This is a genomic window from Suttonella ornithocola, from assembly GCF_001889065.1.
Lineage (GTDB): Bacteria > Pseudomonadota > Gammaproteobacteria > Cardiobacteriales > Cardiobacteriaceae > Suttonella_A > Suttonella_A ornithocola.
This window is the reverse complement of sequence record NZ_LWHB01000003.1, coordinates 1-18,904: the sequence shown is the minus strand read 5'-3', so window position 1 is coordinate 18,904 and position 18,904 is coordinate 1. Positions and strand designations below refer to the sequence as shown.

35 protein-coding genes and 1 pseudogene are annotated in these 18,904 nt (G+C 37.4%); all 36 read left to right on the top strand.

The window, feature by feature from the left end; translation table 11 throughout:
- The coding region (locus A5N85_RS00245; RefSeq protein ID WP_487247928.1) for an EF-Tu C-terminal domain-related protein at positions 1 to 220 on the top strand (220 nt) is incomplete at its 5' end.
- A gap of 5 nt (positions 221 to 225) precedes the next feature.
- Positions 226 to 540, top strand: coding sequence for a 30S ribosomal protein S10 (rpsJ, locus tag A5N85_RS00240; protein WP_072575417.1), 315 nt, complete (start codon positions 226 to 228; stop codon positions 538 to 540).
- A gap of 86 nt (positions 541 to 626) precedes the next feature.
- A complete protein-coding gene (gene rplC / locus A5N85_RS00235) occupies positions 627 to 1,265 on the top strand; it encodes a 50S ribosomal protein L3 (RefSeq protein WP_072575416.1) in 639 nt (212 codons plus the stop codon).
- Between the two features lie 10 nt (positions 1,266 to 1,275).
- Positions 1,276 to 1,884: a 50S ribosomal protein L4 gene (rplD, locus tag A5N85_RS00230; protein ID WP_072575415.1), complete on the top strand. Its 609-nt coding sequence runs from the start codon at positions 1,276 to 1,278 to the stop codon at positions 1,882 to 1,884.
- Positions 1,881 to 2,180 carry a 50S ribosomal protein L23 gene (rplW, locus tag A5N85_RS00225; protein ID WP_072575414.1) on the top strand — a complete coding sequence of 100 codons (300 nt, stop codon included), beginning with the start codon at positions 1,881 to 1,883 and terminating at the stop codon, positions 2,178 to 2,180. Before rplD ends, rplW begins: the two co-directional genes overlap by 4 nt.
- Positions 2,181 to 2,190: 10 nt before the next feature.
- Positions 2,191 to 3,021 (top strand): 50S ribosomal protein L2, encoded by an 831-nt coding sequence (rplB, locus tag A5N85_RS00220; protein WP_072575413.1) that lies wholly within the window; start codon positions 2,191 to 2,193, stop codon positions 3,019 to 3,021.
- Between the two features lie 3 nt (positions 3,022 to 3,024).
- On the top strand, positions 3,025 to 3,297 hold the full coding sequence (gene rpsS, locus A5N85_RS00215; RefSeq protein ID WP_072575412.1) for a 30S ribosomal protein S19: 273 nt from the start codon (positions 3,025 to 3,027) through the stop codon (positions 3,295 to 3,297).
- A gap of 11 nt (positions 3,298 to 3,308) precedes the next feature.
- Positions 3,309 to 3,641 carry a 50S ribosomal protein L22 gene (gene rplV / locus A5N85_RS00210; protein WP_072575411.1) on the top strand — a complete coding sequence of 111 codons (333 nt, stop codon included), beginning with the start codon at positions 3,309 to 3,311 and terminating at the stop codon, positions 3,639 to 3,641.
- A gap of 13 nt (positions 3,642 to 3,654) precedes the next feature.
- Positions 3,655 to 4,374, top strand: coding sequence for a 30S ribosomal protein S3 (gene rpsC / locus A5N85_RS00205; RefSeq protein ID WP_072575410.1), 720 nt, complete (start codon positions 3,655 to 3,657; stop codon positions 4,372 to 4,374).
- Between the two features lie 11 nt (positions 4,375 to 4,385).
- Positions 4,386 to 4,799: a 50S ribosomal protein L16 gene (gene rplP, locus A5N85_RS00200; protein WP_072575409.1), complete on the top strand. Its 414-nt coding sequence runs from the start codon at positions 4,386 to 4,388 to the stop codon at positions 4,797 to 4,799.
- Positions 4,799 to 4,993: a 50S ribosomal protein L29 gene (rpmC, locus tag A5N85_RS00195; protein WP_072575408.1), complete on the top strand. Its 195-nt coding sequence runs from the start codon at positions 4,799 to 4,801 to the stop codon at positions 4,991 to 4,993. Before rplP ends, rpmC begins: the two co-directional genes overlap by 1 nt.
- Before the next feature lie 3 nt (positions 4,994 to 4,996).
- Positions 4,997 to 5,260 (top strand): 30S ribosomal protein S17, encoded by a 264-nt coding sequence (rpsQ, locus tag A5N85_RS14910; RefSeq protein WP_115305915.1) that lies wholly within the window; start codon positions 4,997 to 4,999, stop codon positions 5,258 to 5,260.
- Between the two features lie 9 nt (positions 5,261 to 5,269).
- Positions 5,270 to 5,638, top strand: a complete 369-nt coding sequence (rplN, locus tag A5N85_RS14905; RefSeq protein ID WP_115305917.1) for a 50S ribosomal protein L14 — start codon at positions 5,270 to 5,272, stop codon at positions 5,636 to 5,638.
- A 9-nt stretch (positions 5,639 to 5,647) separates the two neighbouring features.
- Entirely contained in the window at positions 5,648 to 5,956 is a 309-nt protein-coding gene (rplX, locus tag A5N85_RS00185; protein ID WP_072575407.1) for a 50S ribosomal protein L24, read from the top strand.
- A gap of 7 nt (positions 5,957 to 5,963) precedes the next feature.
- Complete coding sequence (gene rplE / locus A5N85_RS00180; RefSeq protein WP_072575406.1) at positions 5,964 to 6,503, top strand: 50S ribosomal protein L5; 540 nt, start codon at positions 5,964 to 5,966, stop codon at positions 6,501 to 6,503.
- 3 nt (positions 6,504 to 6,506) lie between these two features.
- Positions 6,507 to 6,815 (top strand): 30S ribosomal protein S14, encoded by a 309-nt coding sequence (gene rpsN, locus A5N85_RS00175; protein ID WP_072575405.1) that lies wholly within the window; start codon positions 6,507 to 6,509, stop codon positions 6,813 to 6,815.
- 67 nt (positions 6,816 to 6,882) lie between these two features.
- Positions 6,883 to 7,272, top strand: a complete 390-nt coding sequence (rpsH, locus tag A5N85_RS00170; RefSeq protein WP_072575404.1) for a 30S ribosomal protein S8 — start codon at positions 6,883 to 6,885, stop codon at positions 7,270 to 7,272.
- A gap of 8 nt (positions 7,273 to 7,280) precedes the next feature.
- Complete coding sequence (gene rplF, locus A5N85_RS00165) at positions 7,281 to 7,814, top strand: 50S ribosomal protein L6 (protein WP_072575403.1); 534 nt, start codon at positions 7,281 to 7,283, stop codon at positions 7,812 to 7,814.
- A gap of 10 nt (positions 7,815 to 7,824) precedes the next feature.
- On the top strand, positions 7,825 to 8,181 hold the full coding sequence (gene rplR, locus A5N85_RS00160; protein WP_072575402.1) for a 50S ribosomal protein L18: 357 nt from the start codon (positions 7,825 to 7,827) through the stop codon (positions 8,179 to 8,181).
- Positions 8,182 to 8,190: 9 nt separating this feature from the next.
- Positions 8,191 to 8,706 carry a 30S ribosomal protein S5 gene (gene rpsE / locus A5N85_RS00155; protein ID WP_072575401.1) on the top strand — a complete coding sequence of 172 codons (516 nt, stop codon included), beginning with the start codon at positions 8,191 to 8,193 and terminating at the stop codon, positions 8,704 to 8,706.
- Complete coding sequence (gene rpmD, locus A5N85_RS00150) at positions 8,696 to 8,878, top strand: 50S ribosomal protein L30 (RefSeq protein ID WP_072575400.1); 183 nt, start codon at positions 8,696 to 8,698, stop codon at positions 8,876 to 8,878. Before rpsE ends, rpmD begins: the two co-directional genes overlap by 11 nt.
- 1 nt (position 8,879) lies before the next feature.
- Entirely contained in the window at positions 8,880 to 9,314 is a 435-nt protein-coding gene (rplO, locus tag A5N85_RS00145) for a 50S ribosomal protein L15 (protein WP_072575399.1), read from the top strand.
- Between the two features lie 16 nt (positions 9,315 to 9,330).
- Positions 9,331 to 10,662: a preprotein translocase subunit SecY gene (gene secY / locus A5N85_RS00140; protein WP_072575398.1), complete on the top strand. Its 1,332-nt coding sequence runs from the start codon at positions 9,331 to 9,333 to the stop codon at positions 10,660 to 10,662.
- A 40-nt stretch (positions 10,663 to 10,702) separates the two neighbouring features.
- Positions 10,703 to 10,816 carry a 50S ribosomal protein L36 gene (gene rpmJ / locus A5N85_RS00135; protein WP_072575397.1) on the top strand — a complete coding sequence of 38 codons (114 nt, stop codon included), beginning with the start codon at positions 10,703 to 10,705 and terminating at the stop codon, positions 10,814 to 10,816.
- Between the two features lie 61 nt (positions 10,817 to 10,877).
- On the top strand, positions 10,878 to 11,234 hold the full coding sequence (gene rpsM, locus A5N85_RS00130; protein WP_072575396.1) for a 30S ribosomal protein S13: 357 nt from the start codon (positions 10,878 to 10,880) through the stop codon (positions 11,232 to 11,234).
- A gap of 18 nt (positions 11,235 to 11,252) precedes the next feature.
- Positions 11,253 to 11,651, top strand: coding sequence for a 30S ribosomal protein S11 (gene rpsK, locus A5N85_RS00125; RefSeq protein ID WP_072575395.1), 399 nt, complete (start codon positions 11,253 to 11,255; stop codon positions 11,649 to 11,651).
- Between the two features lie 18 nt (positions 11,652 to 11,669).
- Complete coding sequence (gene rpsD, locus A5N85_RS00120) at positions 11,670 to 12,290, top strand: 30S ribosomal protein S4 (protein ID WP_072575394.1); 621 nt, start codon at positions 11,670 to 11,672, stop codon at positions 12,288 to 12,290.
- A 34-nt stretch (positions 12,291 to 12,324) separates the two neighbouring features.
- A complete protein-coding gene (locus A5N85_RS00115; RefSeq protein WP_072575393.1) occupies positions 12,325 to 13,287 on the top strand; it encodes a DNA-directed RNA polymerase subunit alpha in 963 nt (320 codons plus the stop codon).
- Between the two features lie 28 nt (positions 13,288 to 13,315).
- Positions 13,316 to 13,693 (top strand): 50S ribosomal protein L17, encoded by a 378-nt coding sequence (gene rplQ / locus A5N85_RS00110; RefSeq protein WP_072575392.1) that lies wholly within the window; start codon positions 13,316 to 13,318, stop codon positions 13,691 to 13,693.
- 49 nt (positions 13,694 to 13,742) lie between these two features.
- Positions 13,743 to 14,828 (top strand): ferrochelatase, encoded by a 1,086-nt coding sequence (hemH, locus tag A5N85_RS00105; RefSeq protein ID WP_072575391.1) that lies wholly within the window; start codon positions 13,743 to 13,745, stop codon positions 14,826 to 14,828.
- Entirely contained in the window at positions 14,825 to 15,694 is an 870-nt protein-coding gene (locus A5N85_RS00100; protein ID WP_072575390.1) for an SDR family NAD(P)-dependent oxidoreductase, read from the top strand. Before hemH ends, A5N85_RS00100 begins: the two co-directional genes overlap by 4 nt.
- Before the next feature lie 83 nt (positions 15,695 to 15,777).
- Entirely contained in the window at positions 15,778 to 16,575 is a 798-nt protein-coding gene (gene folE2, locus A5N85_RS00095; RefSeq protein WP_072575389.1) for a GTP cyclohydrolase FolE2, read from the top strand.
- Entirely contained in the window at positions 16,572 to 17,249 is a 678-nt protein-coding gene (gene trmB / locus A5N85_RS00090) for a tRNA (guanosine(46)-N7)-methyltransferase TrmB (RefSeq protein ID WP_072575388.1), read from the top strand. The genes folE2 and trmB overlap by 4 nt, the downstream gene beginning before the upstream one ends.
- A gap of 15 nt (positions 17,250 to 17,264) precedes the next feature.
- Positions 17,265 to 17,777 carry a tetratricopeptide repeat protein gene (locus A5N85_RS00085; RefSeq protein ID WP_072575387.1) on the top strand — a complete coding sequence of 171 codons (513 nt, stop codon included), beginning with the start codon at positions 17,265 to 17,267 and terminating at the stop codon, positions 17,775 to 17,777.
- A gap of 12 nt (positions 17,778 to 17,789) precedes the next feature.
- The gene (gene rlmH / locus A5N85_RS00080; RefSeq protein ID WP_072575386.1) at positions 17,790 to 18,260 is read left to right on the top strand and encodes a 23S rRNA (pseudouridine(1915)-N(3))-methyltransferase RlmH; all 471 of its coding nucleotides are present in this window, start codon (positions 17,790 to 17,792) and stop codon (positions 18,258 to 18,260) included.
- A gap of 89 nt (positions 18,261 to 18,349) precedes the next feature.
- Positions 18,350 to 18,574: pseudogene (locus A5N85_RS17480) on the top strand (IS3 family transposase); the annotation flags it as partial.
- Between the last annotated feature and the right edge of the window lie 330 nt (positions 18,575 to 18,904).

Here is an 18,904-nt window from a genome sequence, read left to right as displayed (position 1 = left end):
ATTCTTAAAAGGTTACCGTCCACAGTTCTACTTCCGTACAACGGATGTTACTGGTGAATGTATTCTTCCAGAAGGTGTAGAAATGGTTATGCCTGGTGATAACATTAAGATGGAAGTGAATCTCATTCACCCAATTGCGATGGATGATGGCTTGCGCTTTGCGATTCGTGAAGGCGGACGTACGGTAGGTGCGGGTGTCGTTTCTAAAATTATTGAGTAAATATTATGGCGAATAATCAAAAAATTCGTATTAGATTGAAATCATATGATCATAGATTAATTGATGCATCTGCTAAACAGATTGTAGAAACTGCAAAAAGAGCTGGTGCACAAGTCAAAGGTCCAATTCCTTTACCTGTAAAAAAAGAAATCTATACTGTGTTGATATCACCGCATGTAAATAAAGATGCTCGTGATCAATATGAGATGCGTACCCATAAAAGAATTATGGATATTGTAGATCCTACTGATAAAACAGTTGATGCTCTTATGAAGTTAGACTTAGCGGCAGGTGTTGACGTTAAGATAGAATTGCAGTAAAATCTTGCACCTTTCGAGAGCTTTTGAAGGCGAAGAGGGTCTCCCGCCCTCCTCTCGCCTTTTTCATTTACTTGAGGAATGTAAATATGACAATGGGATTAGTGGGTCAAAAAATTGGTATGACTCGAATTTTTGATGAAGATGGAACTGCAAATGCCGTTACGGTAATTGAAGTAAAGCCAAACATCATTTCACAAATAAAAACTTTAGAAACGGATGGTTATGTGGCTGTTCAGGTTTCTTTGGGTGAGAAAAAATCAAACAAAGTAAGTAAACCTGAAGCAGGGCATTTTGCAAAGGCAAATGTGCCGGCTGGAATCTTTGTGAAGGAATTCCGTCTTTCTGAAGAAGAAATTTCAGAATATGAAGTTGGGAAGCAGGTTGAGTTGTCTATTTTTGAAGCTGGTCAAAAAGTAGATGTTCGTGCACGAAGTGTTGGTAAAGGTTTTCAAGGTACGATAAAGCGCCATAATTTTCGTGGACAACGTAAAACTCATGGTAACTCTCTTTCTCATCGAGTGCCGGGTTCAATAGGGCAAAACCAAACGCCAGGTCGAGTATTTAAGGGCAAAAAAATGTCTGGACATATGGGGAATGTAATGCGTAGTGTTCAGAATTTAGAGATTGCTCGAATTGATGCTGAAAGAAATTTAATCCTTATTAAGGGAGCAGTTCCTGGTAGTAAGGGTGGTTTTGTAACTATTCGTCCATCGGTCAAGGCATAAGGGGGAAGTAATGGAAATTCAATTAAAAAATACTTCCAATAAAATCTCTGTTTCTGATGCTATTTTTTCTAGCGAATATAATGAAGCACTTGTTCATCAAGTGGTTATTTCATTTTTAGCTGGAGCTAGAGCTGGAACCAAAGCACAAAAAACTCGTTCAGAGGTTTCTGGTGGAGGTGCTAAACCTTGGAAGCAAAAAGGTACTGGTAGAGCTAGAGCAGGTACAATAAGATCTCCTATTTGGCGTTCTGGCGGTGTTGCTTTTGCTGCAAAGTCGCGCGATTATAGTAAAAAAATAAATAAAAAAATGTATCGTGCAGCGCTAAAAAGTATTTTGGCGGAATTAAATCGTACAAGTCGTTTAGTTGCTGTTGAAAGCTTAGAGTTGGGAAGCCCTAAAACAAAAGCTTTTATAGCGCTTTTAAAAGAACAAGAGTTTGGTGAAGATGTATTGTTTATTTTAGGAAGTGACAATTTAAATCTTTATCTTGCTGCTCGTAATATTCCTAAAATTACAGTAGTGGATAGTACAGCAATTGATCCCGCTTTACTGCTTCGACATGAAATGGTTGTTGTTGATAAAGCAGCTTTAGAACATATTAATGAGTGGTTATCATGAAACAAGAGCGTTTATTGCAAATAATTAAAGCGCCGCATGTTACTGAAAAATCTTCAAGAATTGCAGCCTCAAAGCAGTTGGTTTTTAAAGTTGATACTACAGCAACTAAAGAAGAAATACGCCAAGCAGTTGAGTCTTTACTTGAAGTCCAAGTTTTAGCAGTAAATACGGTTAAAGTTAAAGGTAAAACAAAAAGATTTGGTCAGCGTATTGGTCGTAGAAAAGACTTCAAGAAAGCTTATGTTAGTTTAGATCCATCAGTCAATATGGAAGCGTTGCTTTCTGAGCAAGGTTAAGGAGTAAATAATGGCAATTATTAAACATAAACCTACTTCTGCTGGTCGACGCTTTGTAATTGATGTTACTCGTCCAGAACTTCATAAAGGAGCGCCTTTTGCTGCGTTAGTTGAAAAGCAAACAAGAGGTAATGGAAGAAATAATGCAGGTCGTATTACTACCAGACATCGTGGTGGAGGTCATGCTCATAAATATCGTATTATTGATTTTAAAAGAACCAAAGACGGTATTGATGCTGTAGTAGAAAGACTAGAATATGACCCTAATCGTACTGCATTTATTGCATTGCTAAAATATATGGACGGTGAAAGACGTTATATTGTAGCTGCGCGCGGTATGAAAGCAGGTGATAAAGTTAGAAGTGGTGATGATGCGCCTATAAAAGTAGGTAACTGTTTACCGCTTCGCAATATTCCTGTTGGTTCGACAGTATATTGTATTGAAATGAAACCAGGTAAAGGCGCTCAGCTTGCACGTAGTGCTGGCGCATCTGCTCAAGTTGTCGCTCGTGAAGGTAAGTATGCCACGCTTAGATTAAAATCTGGTGAGCGCCGTCGAGTATTGGCTGATTGTCGTGCGGTAATTGGTGAGGTTAGTAACCATGAGCATAGCTTACGCTCTTTAGGTAAAGCAGGTGCTACGCGTTGGAGAGGTATTCGTCCAACTGTTCGTGGGGTTGTAATGAATCCGGTTGATCACCCACATGGTGGTGGTGAAGGTCGAACGTCTGGAGGACGTCACCCAGTTAGTCCTTGGGGACAACCGACTAAAGGCAAAAAAACACGTAAAAATAAGCGAACTGATAAGCTTATTGTTCAGCGCCGTAAGAAGAGAGGTTAAGCTATGGCACGTTCATTGAAAAAAGGTTTCTTCATTGACTTGCACTTAGCTAAGAAAGTTGATGAGGCTGTTGCTAATAAAAGCAAAAAACCTATAAAAACATGGTCACGTCGATCTATGATTACTCCAGATATGATAGGTCTTACTATGGCTATTCATAATGGTAAGCAGCATGTTCCTGTTTTGATTAGTGAAGATATGATAGGGCATAAGTTGGGAGAATTTGCTCCAACACGTAATTACCGCGGACATGCGGCAGATAAGAAAGGCAAGTAAGGAGTAATGTAATGGAAGCTATTGCAAAGCTACGAGCTGCCCGTATCTCCGCACAAAAAGCGAGATTAGTTGCAGATCAAATTCGTGGTAAACATATTTATGAAGCTGTTGAAATTTTGACTTTTAGTCAGAAAAAAGCAGCGGCAATTATTTTGAAAGTTCTTAACTCAGCTATCGCTAATGCGGAAAATAATGAAGGTGCAGATATTGATGAACTTCATGTAGCAGAAATTCAAGTTGGCGAAGGGATGACGATGAAGCGTTTTGCTGCAAGAGCTAAAGGGCGTGGTACGAGAATTTTAAAGCGTACTAGCAATATTTTTATTCGCGTCTCAGAGCGTTAAGCGGGAGTATAAGATGGGTCAAAAAGTACATCCAATAGGTTTTCGCTTAGGTGTTTCTAAAGACTGGATATCTAAGTGGTATGCAGAAGGTCGTGATTACGCAGACTTTCTAGAAAAAGATTTCGAGGTTCGTGAGTATATTCGTAAAAAACTTGCTCATGCTTCGGTTAGCAAAATACAAATTGAGCGTCCAAGAAATGGAGCGCAAATTACAATTTTTACAGCTCGTCCAGGAATTGTAATTGGTAAAAAAGGCGAAGATATTGAAGTCTTAAAAAAAGAAGTTAGTAAGATTCTTGGCGTTCCTGCTTCAATCAATATCGAAGAAATTCGTCGACCAGAGCTTGATGCTTATTTAGTTGCAGATAGCATTGCCAAACAACTTGAGCGTCGGGTAATGTTTAGACGTGCTATGAAACGAGCTGTTGCTTCAACAATGCGTTTAGGTGCATCTGGTATTAAAGTAAGTATTTCAGGTCGTTTGAATGGTGCAGAAATTGCACGTACAGAATGGTATAGAGAAGGAAGAGTGCCTCTTCATACTCTGCGTGCAGATATTGATTATGGTTTAGCTGAAGCGCATACTACTTATGGAGTAATTGGCGTTAAGGTTTGGATTTTTAAAGGCGAAAACCTAAATAGTAACGAGGTGGTTGATAATAATCGTGAACCATCTGATGATAATAAGCGTAATCGTCGTGCTGCGAAACCTCGTGCACGTCGCAAGGATTAAGGTGAGCAATTATGTTACAGCCTAAACGCACTAAATTTAGAAAACAACATAAAGGTCGCAACCGTGGCATTGCGCAATCTGGAAACTCAATTAGCTTTGGGGAATTTGGTTTAAAAGCAACTACTCGTGGTAGAATTACTGCTCGACAAATTGAAGCTGCTCGTAGAGCTATTAACCGTCATGTTAAGCGTGGTGGTAAAGTTTGGATTCGTATATTTCCAGATGTTCCAGTTACAAATAAACCTTTAGAAGTTCGTCAAGGTAAAGGTAAAGGTAACGTTGAATATTGGGTTGCTAAAGTTCAACCTGGTACTGTTTTATATGAAATGGAAGGAGTTAGCGAAGAGTTGGCAAGAGAAGCATTTAGACTTGCTGCCGCTAAACTACCTGTTCAAACAGTTTTTGAGAGCCGGAAGGTGATGTGATGAGTTTGAAAGATCTAAAAGAAAAAGATGTTTCTAGTTTAAAGCAAGAATTGTTAGAGCTTCGTCAAGCTCAGCTAAAATTAACTATGCAAAAAGCTAGTGGACAGTTAGAGCAAACTCACCAAATCCGTCAAACCAGACGTGATATTGCTCGCGTTAAAACGCTCTTAGCACAAAATAATGTAAAGGTATAAGCAATGAGCGAACAACAATCAATTCAACGTACGCTACAAGGTCAAGTAGTAAGTAATAAAGGTGATAAATCTATCACTGTAACAGTCGTTAGATATGAGAGACATCCTGTTTATGGAAAATATGTGAGAAAAACATTAAAATGTCACGCTCATGATGAAAATAACGAATGTAATATTGGTGATACTGTGCGTATTGCTCAATCTCGACCAATTTCTAAAACCAAAACTTGGCGTTTGGTAGAAATTGTTGAGCGCGCTAAAGGTTAAGGAGGTTTTATGATTCAAATGCAATCTCGCCTCTCTGTGGCTGATAATAGCGGCGCAAGAGAGTTGCAATGTATAAAAGTATTAGGTGGATCACATCGTCGTTACGCGGGTATTGGCGATGTAATTAAAGTTTCTGTAAAAGAAGCTATGCCACGTGGACGTGTAAAAAAAGGTGATGTTTATAACGCTTTGATTGTACGTACTCGTAAAGGTGTTCGTCGTCGTGACGGTTCTGTATTGCGTTTTGATGGAAATGCTGCTGTTTTGCTTAATGCAAAATTAGAACCAATAGGTACACGTGTTTTTGGTCCGATTGCCCGCGAGCTTCGTAGTGAGAAATTTATGAAAATAGTTTCTCTTGCTCCTGAAGTATTGTAAGGAAGTCTTATGAAACGTATCAAAAATGGCGATGAAGTTATTGTAATTGCTGGCAAGAACAAAGGACAGCGAGGAAAAGTAGCTTCTGTTCTAGGTGATAGAGTAATTGTTGAAGGTATTAATAAAGTAGTTAAGCATGTACGCCCTAATCCTCAATTAGGTATTGAGGGTGGAAAAGTACAAAAAGAAGCTTCTATTCATATCTCTAATGTTATGCTTGTTAATCCTGAAACTGGAAAAGGCAGTCGTGTTGGTTTTAAGATAGAGGATGGTAAAAAAATCCGAGTATTGAAAACTGGCGATGTCAAAATAAACTGAGGTGATTATGGCTCGTCTACATAAACTATATAAAGAAAAATTAGCGCCTGCATTAAAAGAAAAATTAGAGTTATCTAATGTAATGGAAGTTCCTCGTTTAGAGAAAATTACTATTAATATGGGCGTTGGTGAAGCGGTTAATGATAAAAAAATCATGGATAATGCTGTTCGTGATTTAGCATTAATTAGTGGACAAAAACCAATTGTAACTAAATCAAAAAAATCTATTGCAGGATTTAAGATTCGCGACGGTTGGCCAATTGGTTGTAAAGTAACTTTAAGACGTGAACAAATGTATGAGTTTTTGGATAGATTAATCAATATTTCTTTACCAAGAACTCGTGATTTTCGTGGTTTAAGTCCAAAATCTTTTGATGGACGTGGAAATTATACTTTTGGTGTTAAAGAGCATATTATTTTTCCAGAAATTGACTTTGAAAAAACTGATAGTATTCGTGGTATGGATATAACTTTCACTACTACTGCGAAAACTAATGAACAGGCTAAAGTTTTATTAGAATCCTTCGGATTCCCATTTAAAGGATAATTTATGGCAAAAAAAAGTATGGTAAATCGCGAAGCTAAGCGAATTAAAACCGTTAAAAAATATGCAGAAAAACGTGAACAACTAAAAGAAATTATTCGAAAAGTTGATACTTATAGCGAAGAAGAACGTTTAGAAGCACAAGAAAAGTTACAAAAACTTCCTCGTAATGCTTCTCCAGCACGTTTACAACGTCGCTGTCGTATTACTGGTCGTCCACATGCTGTTTATCGTAAATTTGGCTTATCAAGAATAAAATTACGTGAATTAGCAATGCGTGGTGAAGTACCAGGCGTTAAAAAAGCAAGTTGGTAATATTTTTATTTATCAATTTAATTTAAGTTCCAAGATCAGAAGATCTGATACTGAAAAAGAGGTTTAAATGTTAATGGATCCTATCGCCGATATGCTTACGCGTATTCGTAATGCTCAACGTATCGGTCGTTCTTTAGTAACAATACCATCTTCAAAACAAAAAGTTGCAATTGCAAAAGTTTTGCAAGATGAAGGCTATATACAATCTTATGAAATTGCTGGTAATATAAAACCAGAGCTAACAATTCATTTAAAATATTATCAAGGTAAGCCTGTTATAGAATTAATTAAACGCATTAGTCGTCCTGGTTTGCGCATCTTTAAAGGTAAAGATGAGTTACCACGTGTTCAAGGTGGCTTAGGAATTGCAATCGTATCTACTTCAAAAGGTATGATGAGTGATTATCGAGCGCGTGAAAACGGTGTTGGTGGCGAAATCATTTGCTTTGTGGCTTAGGAGGATAGATGTCTAGAGTTGGTAAGCAACCAGTTAGTATTCCTAATGGGGTTAATGTTTCTATTGCTGATAAAAAAGTTTCTATAAAAGGTAGTAAAGGTCAATTAGAGCTAGATTTACATCCTTTTACTCGGATAGAAGAAAATGATGGTAAGTTGTTAATTAAACCTGAACAAGAAACAGCTGCTCATTGGGCAATGACTGGAACAATGAGAGCATTAGTTAACAATATGGTTATTGGTGTAAGTGAAGGTTTTGAGAAAAAGCTGCAGCTTATTGGGGTGGGATATAGAGCTCAAGCTCAAGGTCAGAAAGTTAACCTTTCACTTGGATTTTCTCATCCAATTGAGTTTTCTGTCCCACAAGGTATTACTGTCGAAACACCGAGCCAAACAGAAATTTTGGTAAAAGGAAGTGATAAGCAGTTAGTTGGCGAAGTTGCAGCAAAAATTCGTGCTTATCGTCCGCCTGAGCCTTATAAAGGAAAAGGTGTTCGTTATGCAAATGAGCATGTTGCAATGAAAGAAGCTAAGAAAAAATAAGGGGTAGAAGATGAATCAGAAAAAAATTAATCGTATTCGTCGTGGCAAACGTACTCGCTTAAATATTAGAGCTTCTCATAAGCCTAGCTTGATTGTTAATAAAACGGCTCGTCATATTTATGCGCAAATTATTGGTGGCGAAGATAATCGTGTTCTTGCAACTGTTTCTACTTTACAAAAAGCAGTTTCACAAGATTTAAAATATACTGGTAATGTAGAAGCTGCTGCAAAAGTAGGAAAATTGATTGGTGAAAAAGCTAAATCATTAGGAATTGAAAGTATTGCTTTTGATCGTAGTGGGTTCCGCTATCATGGTCGCGTAAAAGCGCTTGCAGATGCAGCGCGAGAAGCTGGTTTGCAATTTTAAGAGGTAATTATGGCGCAGCAAAAAGAACGTCAACAAGATAATGAATTCTTGGAAAAATTAGTCGCAGTTAATCGTGTTACAAAGGTTGTTAAAGGTGGACGTCAGTTCGCATTTGCAGCTCTAGTTGTTGTAGGCGATGGTAACGGAAAAGTAGGCTTTGGTTATGGGAAGGCAAAAGAAGTTCCAGTTGCCATTCAAAAAGCTATGGATCAAGCTAAGAAAAGCCTAGTAACTATTTCTTTACATAAAGAAACATTACAACATCCAGTTATTGGTCGTCATGGTGCAGCAAAAGTTTATATGCAGCCAGCTTCTGAAGGTACAGGAATCATTGCTGGTGGTGCTATGCGTGCTGTTTTTGAAGTTGTAGGGATTAAAGACGTTTTAGCTAAATGTATGGGAACACGTAACCCAGGTAATGTGGTTCGTGCAACAATTAGTGGTCTTCAATCTATGAATACAGTAAAAGATGTTGCTGCTAAGCGTGGTAAAACAACTGAAGAGGTATTAGCAAATGTCCAATAAGGTTCGCGTGACGTTAGTTAAAAGCTTAAATGGTCGTTTAGAGGCGCATAAGCAATGTGTTGCTGGTTTAGGACTTCGCAAAATGCATCAATCTCGCGAAGTATTAGATACGCCAGAAAATAGAGGCATGATTAACAAAGTCTCTTATTTACTGAAAGTTGAAGAGGTTTGAAATGCGATTAAATGAATTGAAACCGGCAGAGGGTTCGCGTCAACAGGCTAAACGCTTAGGACGCGGAATCGGTTCAGGTTTAGGAAAAACAAGCGGTAAGGGTCATAAAGGGCAAAAAGCACGTAGTGGTGGATATCATAAAGTAGGCTTTGAAGGCGGACAAATGCCATTACAAAGACGCTTACCGAAGCGTGGTTTTAAAAGTTTAAATAAAAGTCAAACAGCACGTTTAAGATTATCAGAATTAGCAAAAGTTGATGCTGATGTGATTGATATTAATGTGTTGAAGTCTATAGGTTTAATTCCCAAAGCATCTTTAAATGTAAAAGTTTATTTACATGGTGAAGTATCTAAAGCATTAACGCTAAAAGGTATTACCTTAACAGAAGGTGCAAAGCAAGCAGTCGAAGCTGCTGGCGGGAAACTTGAAGAATAAATAAGGCTATAAACTCATGGCAAAGCCCCAATCCAATCCTTATAAAGAATTAACTGCAAGACTTTGGTTTTTGGTTATTGCATTAGTTGTTTATCGTATTGGTGCACACATTCCAGTGCCAGGTGTTGACTTGGCACAAATACGAGATATGTTTGAAAGTGGAAAAGGCTCTATTTTTCAATTGTTCAATATGTTCTCTGGTGGGGCGTTGTCTAACGCCTCTTTATTAGCATTAGGTGTGGCACCTTATATAACTGCTTCTATTGTAATGCAGTTACTTGCTCATATGTATCCACCGCTAAAAGAGCTAAGACAGCAGGGTAGCAGTGGACAGAAAAAAATCACTCAGTACACTCGTTATTTGACTTTGTTTCTAGCGTTGATTCAAGGTTATGCTATATCAAGAACAGTAATGGCTGCAGGTATGAAATTATCAAATATTGCTCCTTTACAGTTTTTATTAATTGCTACTATTGGATTAGCAGTTGGTGCTTTATTTATGATGTGGCTTGGAGAGCAAATTACAGAAAAAGGTATTGGAAATGGAATATCAATGCTAATTTTTGGTGGAATTGCTGTAAATATGCCTAAAGGTATTGGTAACCTTATTAACCAGGCTAAGGTTGGAGAGATTGGCTATCCTCAATTTTTCTTAACTTTGGGAGTAATTGTTGGATTATTTGCCTTGATTGTATTTGTTGAAAGAGCACAGCGTAGAATAGCGATTCATTACGCTAAGAGGCAACAAGGTATGGCGCGTTCTATGGGAGATAGACAGCATTTGCCGTTAAAAATCAATATGGCCGGAGTTATTCCAGCAATTTTTGCTTCGGCGATTATTACGTTACTTGTCTCTGGGCTATCTTTATTTTCGGGAATGCAAAATACCTTTGGAAGATATATTAGCGATTTAGCAAATGGATTTCATCAAGGAGCATGGCTATATATTGCGACATTTAGTTTGCTAATTATTCTCTTTTCTTTCTTCTATACTGCGATGATGTTTGAAAATAGAGAGCTAGCAGATAATTTAAAAAAATCTAATGCTTTTATACAAGGTTTTCGCCCAGGAAAGCAAACAGCCGATTACTTAGACAAAGTTCAAGAACGTTTGACTTTGGTAGGTGCTTTTTATGTTGCGTTTGTTTGCGTTCTACCATCTTTACTAAATATTGGCTCTGCTTCTGGTCAAGTATTATTTCTTTTTGGTGGAACATCATTGTTAATCGCTGTTGTTGTCGCAATGGATTTTATGTCTCAAGTTCAATCTCATATTGTATCTAAGCAATATGAATCATTGATGAAAAAAGCTAATTTATCTGGATTTGGTGGTCAGTATCATCGTTAAATTAGTTATTTCTTATTTATATATGGGTAAGGTTTTATAAATGAAAGTAAGTGCTTCAGTAAAAAAAATGTGCCGTAACTGTCGGATTATCCGTCGTAATGGTAGTGTTCGTGTAATTTGCACTGATAAGCGTCATAAGCAACGTCAGGGCTAATTATTTTGACTTAATGGTGAGAATTGTTTAAAATTCTCCGCCTTTATTTTTAGGAGTAAATATGGCTCGTATTGCTGGTATCAACGTACCTACTAAAAAACATACAGTAATTGCGTTGACCTCAATTTACGGTATTGGTCCTAGTCGTGCTAAAGCAATTTGCGCAGCAGCTAATGTACCAACCGATAAAAAAATTCAAGAGCTGAGTGATTCAGAAGTTGATGCATTACGTCAAGCAGTTTCTGAGTACCAGGTTGAAGGGGATCTTCGTCGTCAAGTATCAATGGATATAAAACGATTGATGGATTTAGGATGTTATCGTGGACTACGTCATCGTCGTAGTTTACCGGTAAGAGGTCAGCGTACAAAAACAAATGCGCGTACTCGGAAGGGTCCTCGTCGTCCAATCAAACGTTAATTTTAAGAGAGTAATTTTATGGCTAAGGCTGCTGGTAAACAAAAAAACGTAAGAAAAAAAGCAAAGCGTGTTGTTGTGGACGCTGTTGCGCACGTTCACGCATCATTTAACAATACAATCGTGACTATTACTGATGGTCAGGGTAACACGCTTTCTTGGGCAACTGCCGGTGGTTCAGGTTTTCGTGGTTCTCGTAAAAGTACCCCTTTTGCTGCTCAGGTTGCTGCAGAACGTGCAGGAGAAGCAGCTAAAGAATATGGTGTACAAAATTTAGATGTTAATATCAAAGGACCAGGACCTGGGCGTGAATCCGCTGTGCGTGCATTAAATGCAAGTGGATTTAATATTCATAGTATTACCGATGTTACTCCGGTGCCACACAACGGTTGTCGCCCGCCTAAGAAACGTCGTGTGTAAAATAATTAAGGAGTAAACATGGCTAGATATATTGGACCTAAGTGTCGATTGGCGCGTCGCGAAGGCGTTGATTTGGAGCTGAAATCAGGTGTTCGTCCTTTAGAATCAAAATGTAATATGGGTGCTGCTGCAGGACAGCATGGTGCTCGTAGAGGTCGATTATCAGATTATGGTGGCCAGTTACGTGAGAAACAAAAACTTAAACGTATTTATGGGGTTTTAGAACGTCAGTTCCGTAACTACTATAAAAAAGCTGCTCAGAAAAAAGGCTCTACAGGTGAAAACCTATTACAACTTTTAGAACAGCGTTTAGATAACGTTGTTTATAGAATGGGTTATGGTTCTACAAGAGCTGAGGCAAGACAATTAGTTTCTCATGGTGCCATCGAAGTTAATGGTCAACGAGTAACAATTGCATCTTATCAAGTACAAGCTGAAGATGTAGTTTCAGTTCGTGAAAAATCTCGTTCACAAGTTAGAATTCAAAGTGCTTTAGAGATGGCGGCTCAGCGTGGTTTTGTAGACTGGGTTGAAGTTGATACCAGTAAAATGACTGGGCAATTTAAACGAGTTCCAGAGCGTATCGATTTGTCTGCTGACATTAACGAATCTCTTGTTGTTGAGCTTTACTCGAAGTAATCGGGTTTTTGTTATTTCTATCTAAGGTGTTGGTATGGCTTTATCTGAATTGTTAACCCCAAAAATTGTTCAAATTAAAGAAATTGGGCCAAACACCTCCCGTGTGACACTTGAGCCACTAGAACGTGGCTTTGGTTACACTCTTGGTACAGCTTTGCGTAGAGTTTTATTATCTTCTATTGAAGGAGCTGCTATCACTGAGTGTGATATTAATGGTGTTTTACATGAATATTCAGCGATTGAAGGTGTAAAAGAAGATGTTATTGATGTTCTCCTTAATCTTAAAGGAGTGGCATTAATAATGCCTGATTTGGATCGAGCTGAATTAAAATTACGTGTGAATAAAGCAGGGGTGGTAAAAGCAGGTGATTTTCAAGTGCCTGCTGGTGTTGAAATTGCTAATCCTGATTATGTTATTGCGCATCTAACTCAAGATTTGCCTTTTGAAATGACTGCTACAGTCGAAAAAGGTCGTGGCTATAAAGTAGTTACACAAAATTCTGATGAGGAAGAATATAGCAAAGCTAAAGTACTTAAACTTGATGCTTCTTTTAGTCCTATTCGTCGAATCGCTTATCGTGTAGAACAAGCACGTGTAGAGCAGCGTACCGACTTAGATAAACTTATTATTGATATTGAGTCTAATGGGACAATTGAGCCTGAACAAGCAATTAGAGAAGCAGCAACTATTCTCCATAATCAGATTAAAGTGTTTGTTAAACTTGAATCTACAGAAATTGAAGAAGAAACTGAGGAAGAAGTTCATATTGATCCAGTTTTACTTCGACCTGTTGATGATTTAGAGTTAACAGTGCGTTCAGCAAATTGCTTAAAAGCTGAAAATATCAATAATATTGGTGACTTAGTAAGAAGAACTGAAGTGGAGTTATTAAAAACTCCTAATCTTGGTAAAAAGTCATTAAATGAAATTAAAGAAGTTCTTGCCGCTCATAATTTAGAGCTTGGTATGGATATTGAAAATTGGCCGCAAAATTAATATCGGCTACACGAATTTGGAGTGACTTATGAGACATAAATTAGCCGGTCGTAAATTTAGCCGGACCAGTGCACATCGCCAAGCGATGTTCAAGAATATGTCAGTATCATTGATTGAACATGAACTTATTAAAACAACTTTGCCAAAAGCAAAGGATTTAAGAAGAGTTATTGAACCAATGATTACTCATGCAAAAAATAATGATACAGTAGCGGCTCGTCGTCTAGCATTTGCTCGTCTACGTGATCGTAATGCAGTACAAAAGCTATTTGCTGAGCTAGCTCCTCGTTATAAAGGACGTCCTGGTGGGTATGTACGTATTTTGAAATGTGGATATCGTCCAGGTGATCAGGCACCAATGGCTTATGTTGAGCTTGTTGATCGCCCAATTGAGCGTGGTGAATAATATAAAAAAGCCCCGCTATTAAGCGGGGCTTTTTTATTTTGGATATAAAATGTTTCAACATTCTACTTCTAAAAGTGCTGTATTATTGATTAATCTAGGCTCTCCAGACGAGCCTACGACTCCAGCATTGAAGCGTTATTTAAAAGAATTCTTATCCGACTTTAGAGTAATCGATTTACCACGTTGGAAATGGTGGCCGATTTTAAATGGTATTATTTTACAAACTCGGCCCAAAAAATCGGCTATGCTTTATCAAAAAATATGGACAGATGAGGGTTCACCGCTTTTAGTTATTACAGAGAAACAAGTCAAAGCTATTCAAGAATATTTTGTTTCTAATAAGCGAGAACATATTATAATCGACTATGCAATGCGATACGGAAATCCTTCTATTGCAAGTAAATTAGCGGATTTAAAATTAAAAGGCGTTAATCAACTTTTGATTATACCTATGTATCCACAGTATTCGGATGCAACGACGGCTAGTGTTATTGATGAAGTGGCTCATTCTTTTCGTAGCATGCGTTATATGCCTGAATGGCGTTTTATTCATCACTGGCATGATCATGACTTATATATTTCGGCATTAGCAGACTCTTATCAAGAATATTGTGAGAAAAATGGTCATCCTGAAAAGCTTTTATTATCATTTCATGGCGTGCCTAAGCGTTATTTAGAGGAAGGTGATCCTTATTTTTGTTTTTGTCATAAAACTGCAAGGCTATTTCGTGAGAAATTAAATTTATCAAACGATTTTGTAGAGTTGGTTTTTCAATCTCGTTTTGGTAGCGAACCTTGGTTACAGCCTTATACTGATATAAGGCTGGAAGAGTTAGCTAAGAAAGGAACTCAATCAGTCGCGGTAATGTGTCCTGGTTTCTCAGCAGACTGTTTAGAAACTTTAGAGGAAATAGCAGAAACTAATCGAGAGTTATTTTTAAATTCAGGTGGCAAAAACTATGACTATATTCCAGCTTTAAATGCTTCTCCAAAACATATTGAGTTATTGGTGCAATTAATAGATGAGCATACAAATGATTGGATGAGGTTTCAAAAAGAAGGGTTAGAGAAAGAAAAAGAATTTGCTATGTTTGCAGATGAGCAAATGATGATATGGGAAAAAGGTATTAAATGACTCAGCGTTCTGTCTTGATTACAGGTTGCTCAAGTGGTATTGGCTATGCAGCTGCAAAACAGTTGCATGATAAAGGTTGGCAAGTGATAGCCAGCGCAAGAGATGCGAGTGATGTGGAGCGTTTAAAAGCAGAAGGCTTGCAAGCGGTGCAACTTGATTTGGCATCTCCAGATTCTATTGCTATGGCTTTGGATTGGACATTAAAGTTAACCAATGGTCGTTTAGATGCTTTATTTAATAATGGAGCATTTGCCATTCCGGGGGCGGTAGAAGATTTATCTCGTAGTGCATTGGCATATCAGTTAGATAATACTTTATTGGGCTGGCACGAACTGACGATTGCAGTGCTCCCTATTATGAGAAGGCAGGGTTTTGGTCGGATTATTAACAATAGTTCTGTTTTAGGGCTGGCTGCAATGCGTTATAGAGGTGCTTATGTTGCTAGTAAGTTTGCATTGGAGGGATTGACTGATGTCTTAAGAATGGAGCTACATGGTAGTGGAATTTATGTTAGTTTAATTGAGCCTGGTCCGATTACAAGCCATTTTCGTAAAAATGCTTATTTACAATTTAATCGTTGGATTGATGCTAAACATAGCCTGCATAAAGTTTCTTATCTAAAAATGATACAACGTTTGGAAAGTGAAAAGAAAGCACCGTTTACACTTTCTCCTGATGCGGTAGTTAAAGTATTAATTCATGCTTTAGAATCTAAAAAACCTAAATCAAGATATTATGTTACAAAGGCTACTTGGCTGATGGGGTTGGCAAAACGTTTATTATCTACTCAATGGATGGATAGATTTACGCGTAAAATTGCTGAAAAGGAAAATGAGTATTATGAACCTAAGATTAAAGAGCAGTAAAGCCTGACTTTAAAAGTAGATTATATGCTTGCATGATTTGCAAATATACTGATAATAGATTTTTTAATTTAAAGAGTAAAATAATGGTGGACATTAATAGTATTCCTGATATACAAGGTACGCCTGATAAACGAGAATTATCCATTAATCGTGTTGGTATTAGAGATATTAGAATTCCTTTTGCAATTAAAAATCATGAAGGAAACATCACTCATACAGTCGCAGAAGTTGAGATGACGGTTTCATTACCTCATGATAAAAAAGGGACGCATATGTCTAGGTTTATTCATTTGCTTAATGAAACTGCTTGCTATCAATTATCAGCCTTAGATGATTTACATGCTGAGATGTTAAAGAGGCTGAATGCGCTTGAAGGGACTATTATCCTTGATTTTCCTTATTTTGTAGAAAAATTAGCACCTATTAGTAAAACGCAAAGTTTAATGGAATATCAAGTATCTCTCACAATTGATGGAAGTATGCAAGAAAAAGATATTGTTGTAGAGGTTACTGTTCCAGTGACAAGTCTTTGTCCTTGTTCAAAAGAAATCTCTCAATATGGTGCACATAATCAACGTTCTCATATTATTATCACAGCGCTATATGATGCTGATAATCCTTTTTTTATCGAAGAGCTGATTTATATGGGCGAGAAAGGTGGTTCTTGTCCAATTTGGGCAACTTTAAAGCGTCCAGATGAAAAGTATGTTACGGAACATGCGTATGAGAATCCAAAGTTTGTTGAAGATATTGTTAGAGATGTCGCAATTATGTTGAATGAAGATGATAGAATTCTAGCTTATACGGTATCATCTGAGAACTTTGAGTCAATTCATAATCATTCAGCTTACGCTATTATTAAGCATGATAAACGCTTATGACAATTAAAAGTTTTGTTTTAAGACAAGGAAGAATGACTGCTGGGCAAGATAGGGCATATGAAAATTTATGGCCTATTTATGGTATTGAAATTAAAGAAGATGTAGGTATTCTAAAACAAGAAACACTTTATCCACAAATTAGCTCAGAATGGATACTAGAAATAGGTTTCGGTAACGGGGAAAGTCTTGTTCAAATGGCAATAAATTATCCTGAGAAAAATTTTCTTGGGATAGAAGTCCATGGTCCTGGCGTTGGCCATGCTTTGCTAAAAATAGAAGAAGCCAATATTCAAAATTTAAGGTTAATTCGCCATGATGCAGTAGCTGTGCTTAATCAGCATGTTGAGGATAATTCATTTAGCCGAATTCAGATTTATTTCCCAGATCCTTGGCCAAAAAAAAGACACCATAAGCGTCGTTTGGTTCAAAAATCTTTTACAGATTTTCTATATCAAAAATTAACGGCGAATGGCGAACTGCATTGTGCAACAGATTGGGAAAATTATGCCCAATGGATGCAAGAAATTTTTATTGATGATCAGAAGTGGGAAAATTTAGGGAATGAAGATGGATTTGCAGAGCGTCCAGATTGGAGACCGTTAACTAAATTTGAAAAACGAGGTCTTAATAAAGGGCATGGAGTTTGGGATCTTCGCTATCAAGCGTCTAAATAAACCTTAGGAGGCTGTATGAAACGTATGTTATTTGCCGCAATTTTAGGATTGGGAATAGCTAGTGAGGCATTATATGCAGCTAATCCACAAGCTGAAATGCAAGCAGCTGCAACCGCGTATCAGAAAGGAAATAAAGTTGAAGCATTTAAGCATTTACAGAATGCAGCAGCGGCTGGAGATGCTATTGCTCAATATAATCTATCTGTTGCATATAGTAATGGAGATGGTACAAAAGTTAATGCAAAAAATGCGCTTATTTGGCTAAAAAAATCTGCACAGCAGGGGTATCCGCCTGCACAATATGATTTAGCGCTTTATTATTTATCTCAAAAACAGCCTACTCAGGCTGCCCCCTTATTAAAAATATTAGCTGATAAAGGAGATGCTGCAGCACAATTTAACTATGGCATGATGCTTATTAAGGGAGATGGCGTAAAAGTAAATGTTACTCAAGGTAAACAATATATTTCTCAAGCAGCTAAACAAGGTTTTCCTCCAGCTCAACAGATATTACCTCAATTGAAGTAGTAGTGGATTAAAGTGCATATTAATTTAATAGCGGTTGGGCATAAAATGCCTGACTGGGTAAATAAAGGCTATCTAGAGTATGCAGAGCGCTTAAAAAAAGAGGTAATATTATCTTTAACAGAAATTCCATTACAAAAACGCAGCGATAAGCAGCAAATTAGCTCTGCACGTAGTAAAGAAGATAAGCAAATCTTAAAGGCTATTGAAGGAGCTGATTACGTTATTACGCTTGATATTCCTGGGAAATTGCATAATAGTGAAACGCTAGCAGAGCGGTTAAATTATTGGCAATCAAATTATCGTAAGATAGCTTTGATTATTGGTGGGCCGGAAGGTATTAGTGATAGTGTTAAAAATAAAGCAGATGAAAGCTGGTCTCTTGGGAAACTAACTTTTCCTCATCCATTAGTGAGAATTATTGTTGCCGAGGCTATTTATCGAGCTTGGACAATCAATCAAAATCATCCCTATCATAGGGCTTGATTTTAGATCGATAAATATATTGGCTCTAGACTATCAGGAATAACCTGTTTGTCTAGAGCCAATATTGCAAACTACAATGGCAAGGCTTAAGAGATGTCAAGCCGGCTACTTTGGAATCGGTAGACTGGTACAACAAAGAGCGACTTAACAGTACAATAGGTTATCTATCACCTTTTGAGTTTGAAAAAATGAATCATCAACCCCCTAATCACGTCAGGCATAGCAGCCTGACTCAAGTAATTAGGTCTCCGATAAAGTCAGGGCGATTCACCCATTCAGCTATAGCTCTTGTTACAGACTGCACACATCAGTAAGGCAAGATGAATCAACTTTGTATACGAGTTAAAGATATTTAGCTATAACCAACTTCCCAAAAAATGTATATAACGTTAATTAAATATCCACTTTGAAAAAAGTATTCTATCTCTAAGTTCTGTATGTATTTTTTTGGGGGCCGCTATATAGTCAAAGGCTAATAAAAGAGTCACAGAAATTAGATCGCTATTCCAGTAATAGTATAGTGAAATCATCTAAAACCCAATCCAAGCCAAAGCAGATAAAAGCATAAAGTATCAATACAATCCATCCGCCATTCTTTGCGTATTTGCTTAATCCAAGCCCACATCTTTTCAATGGGATTTAAG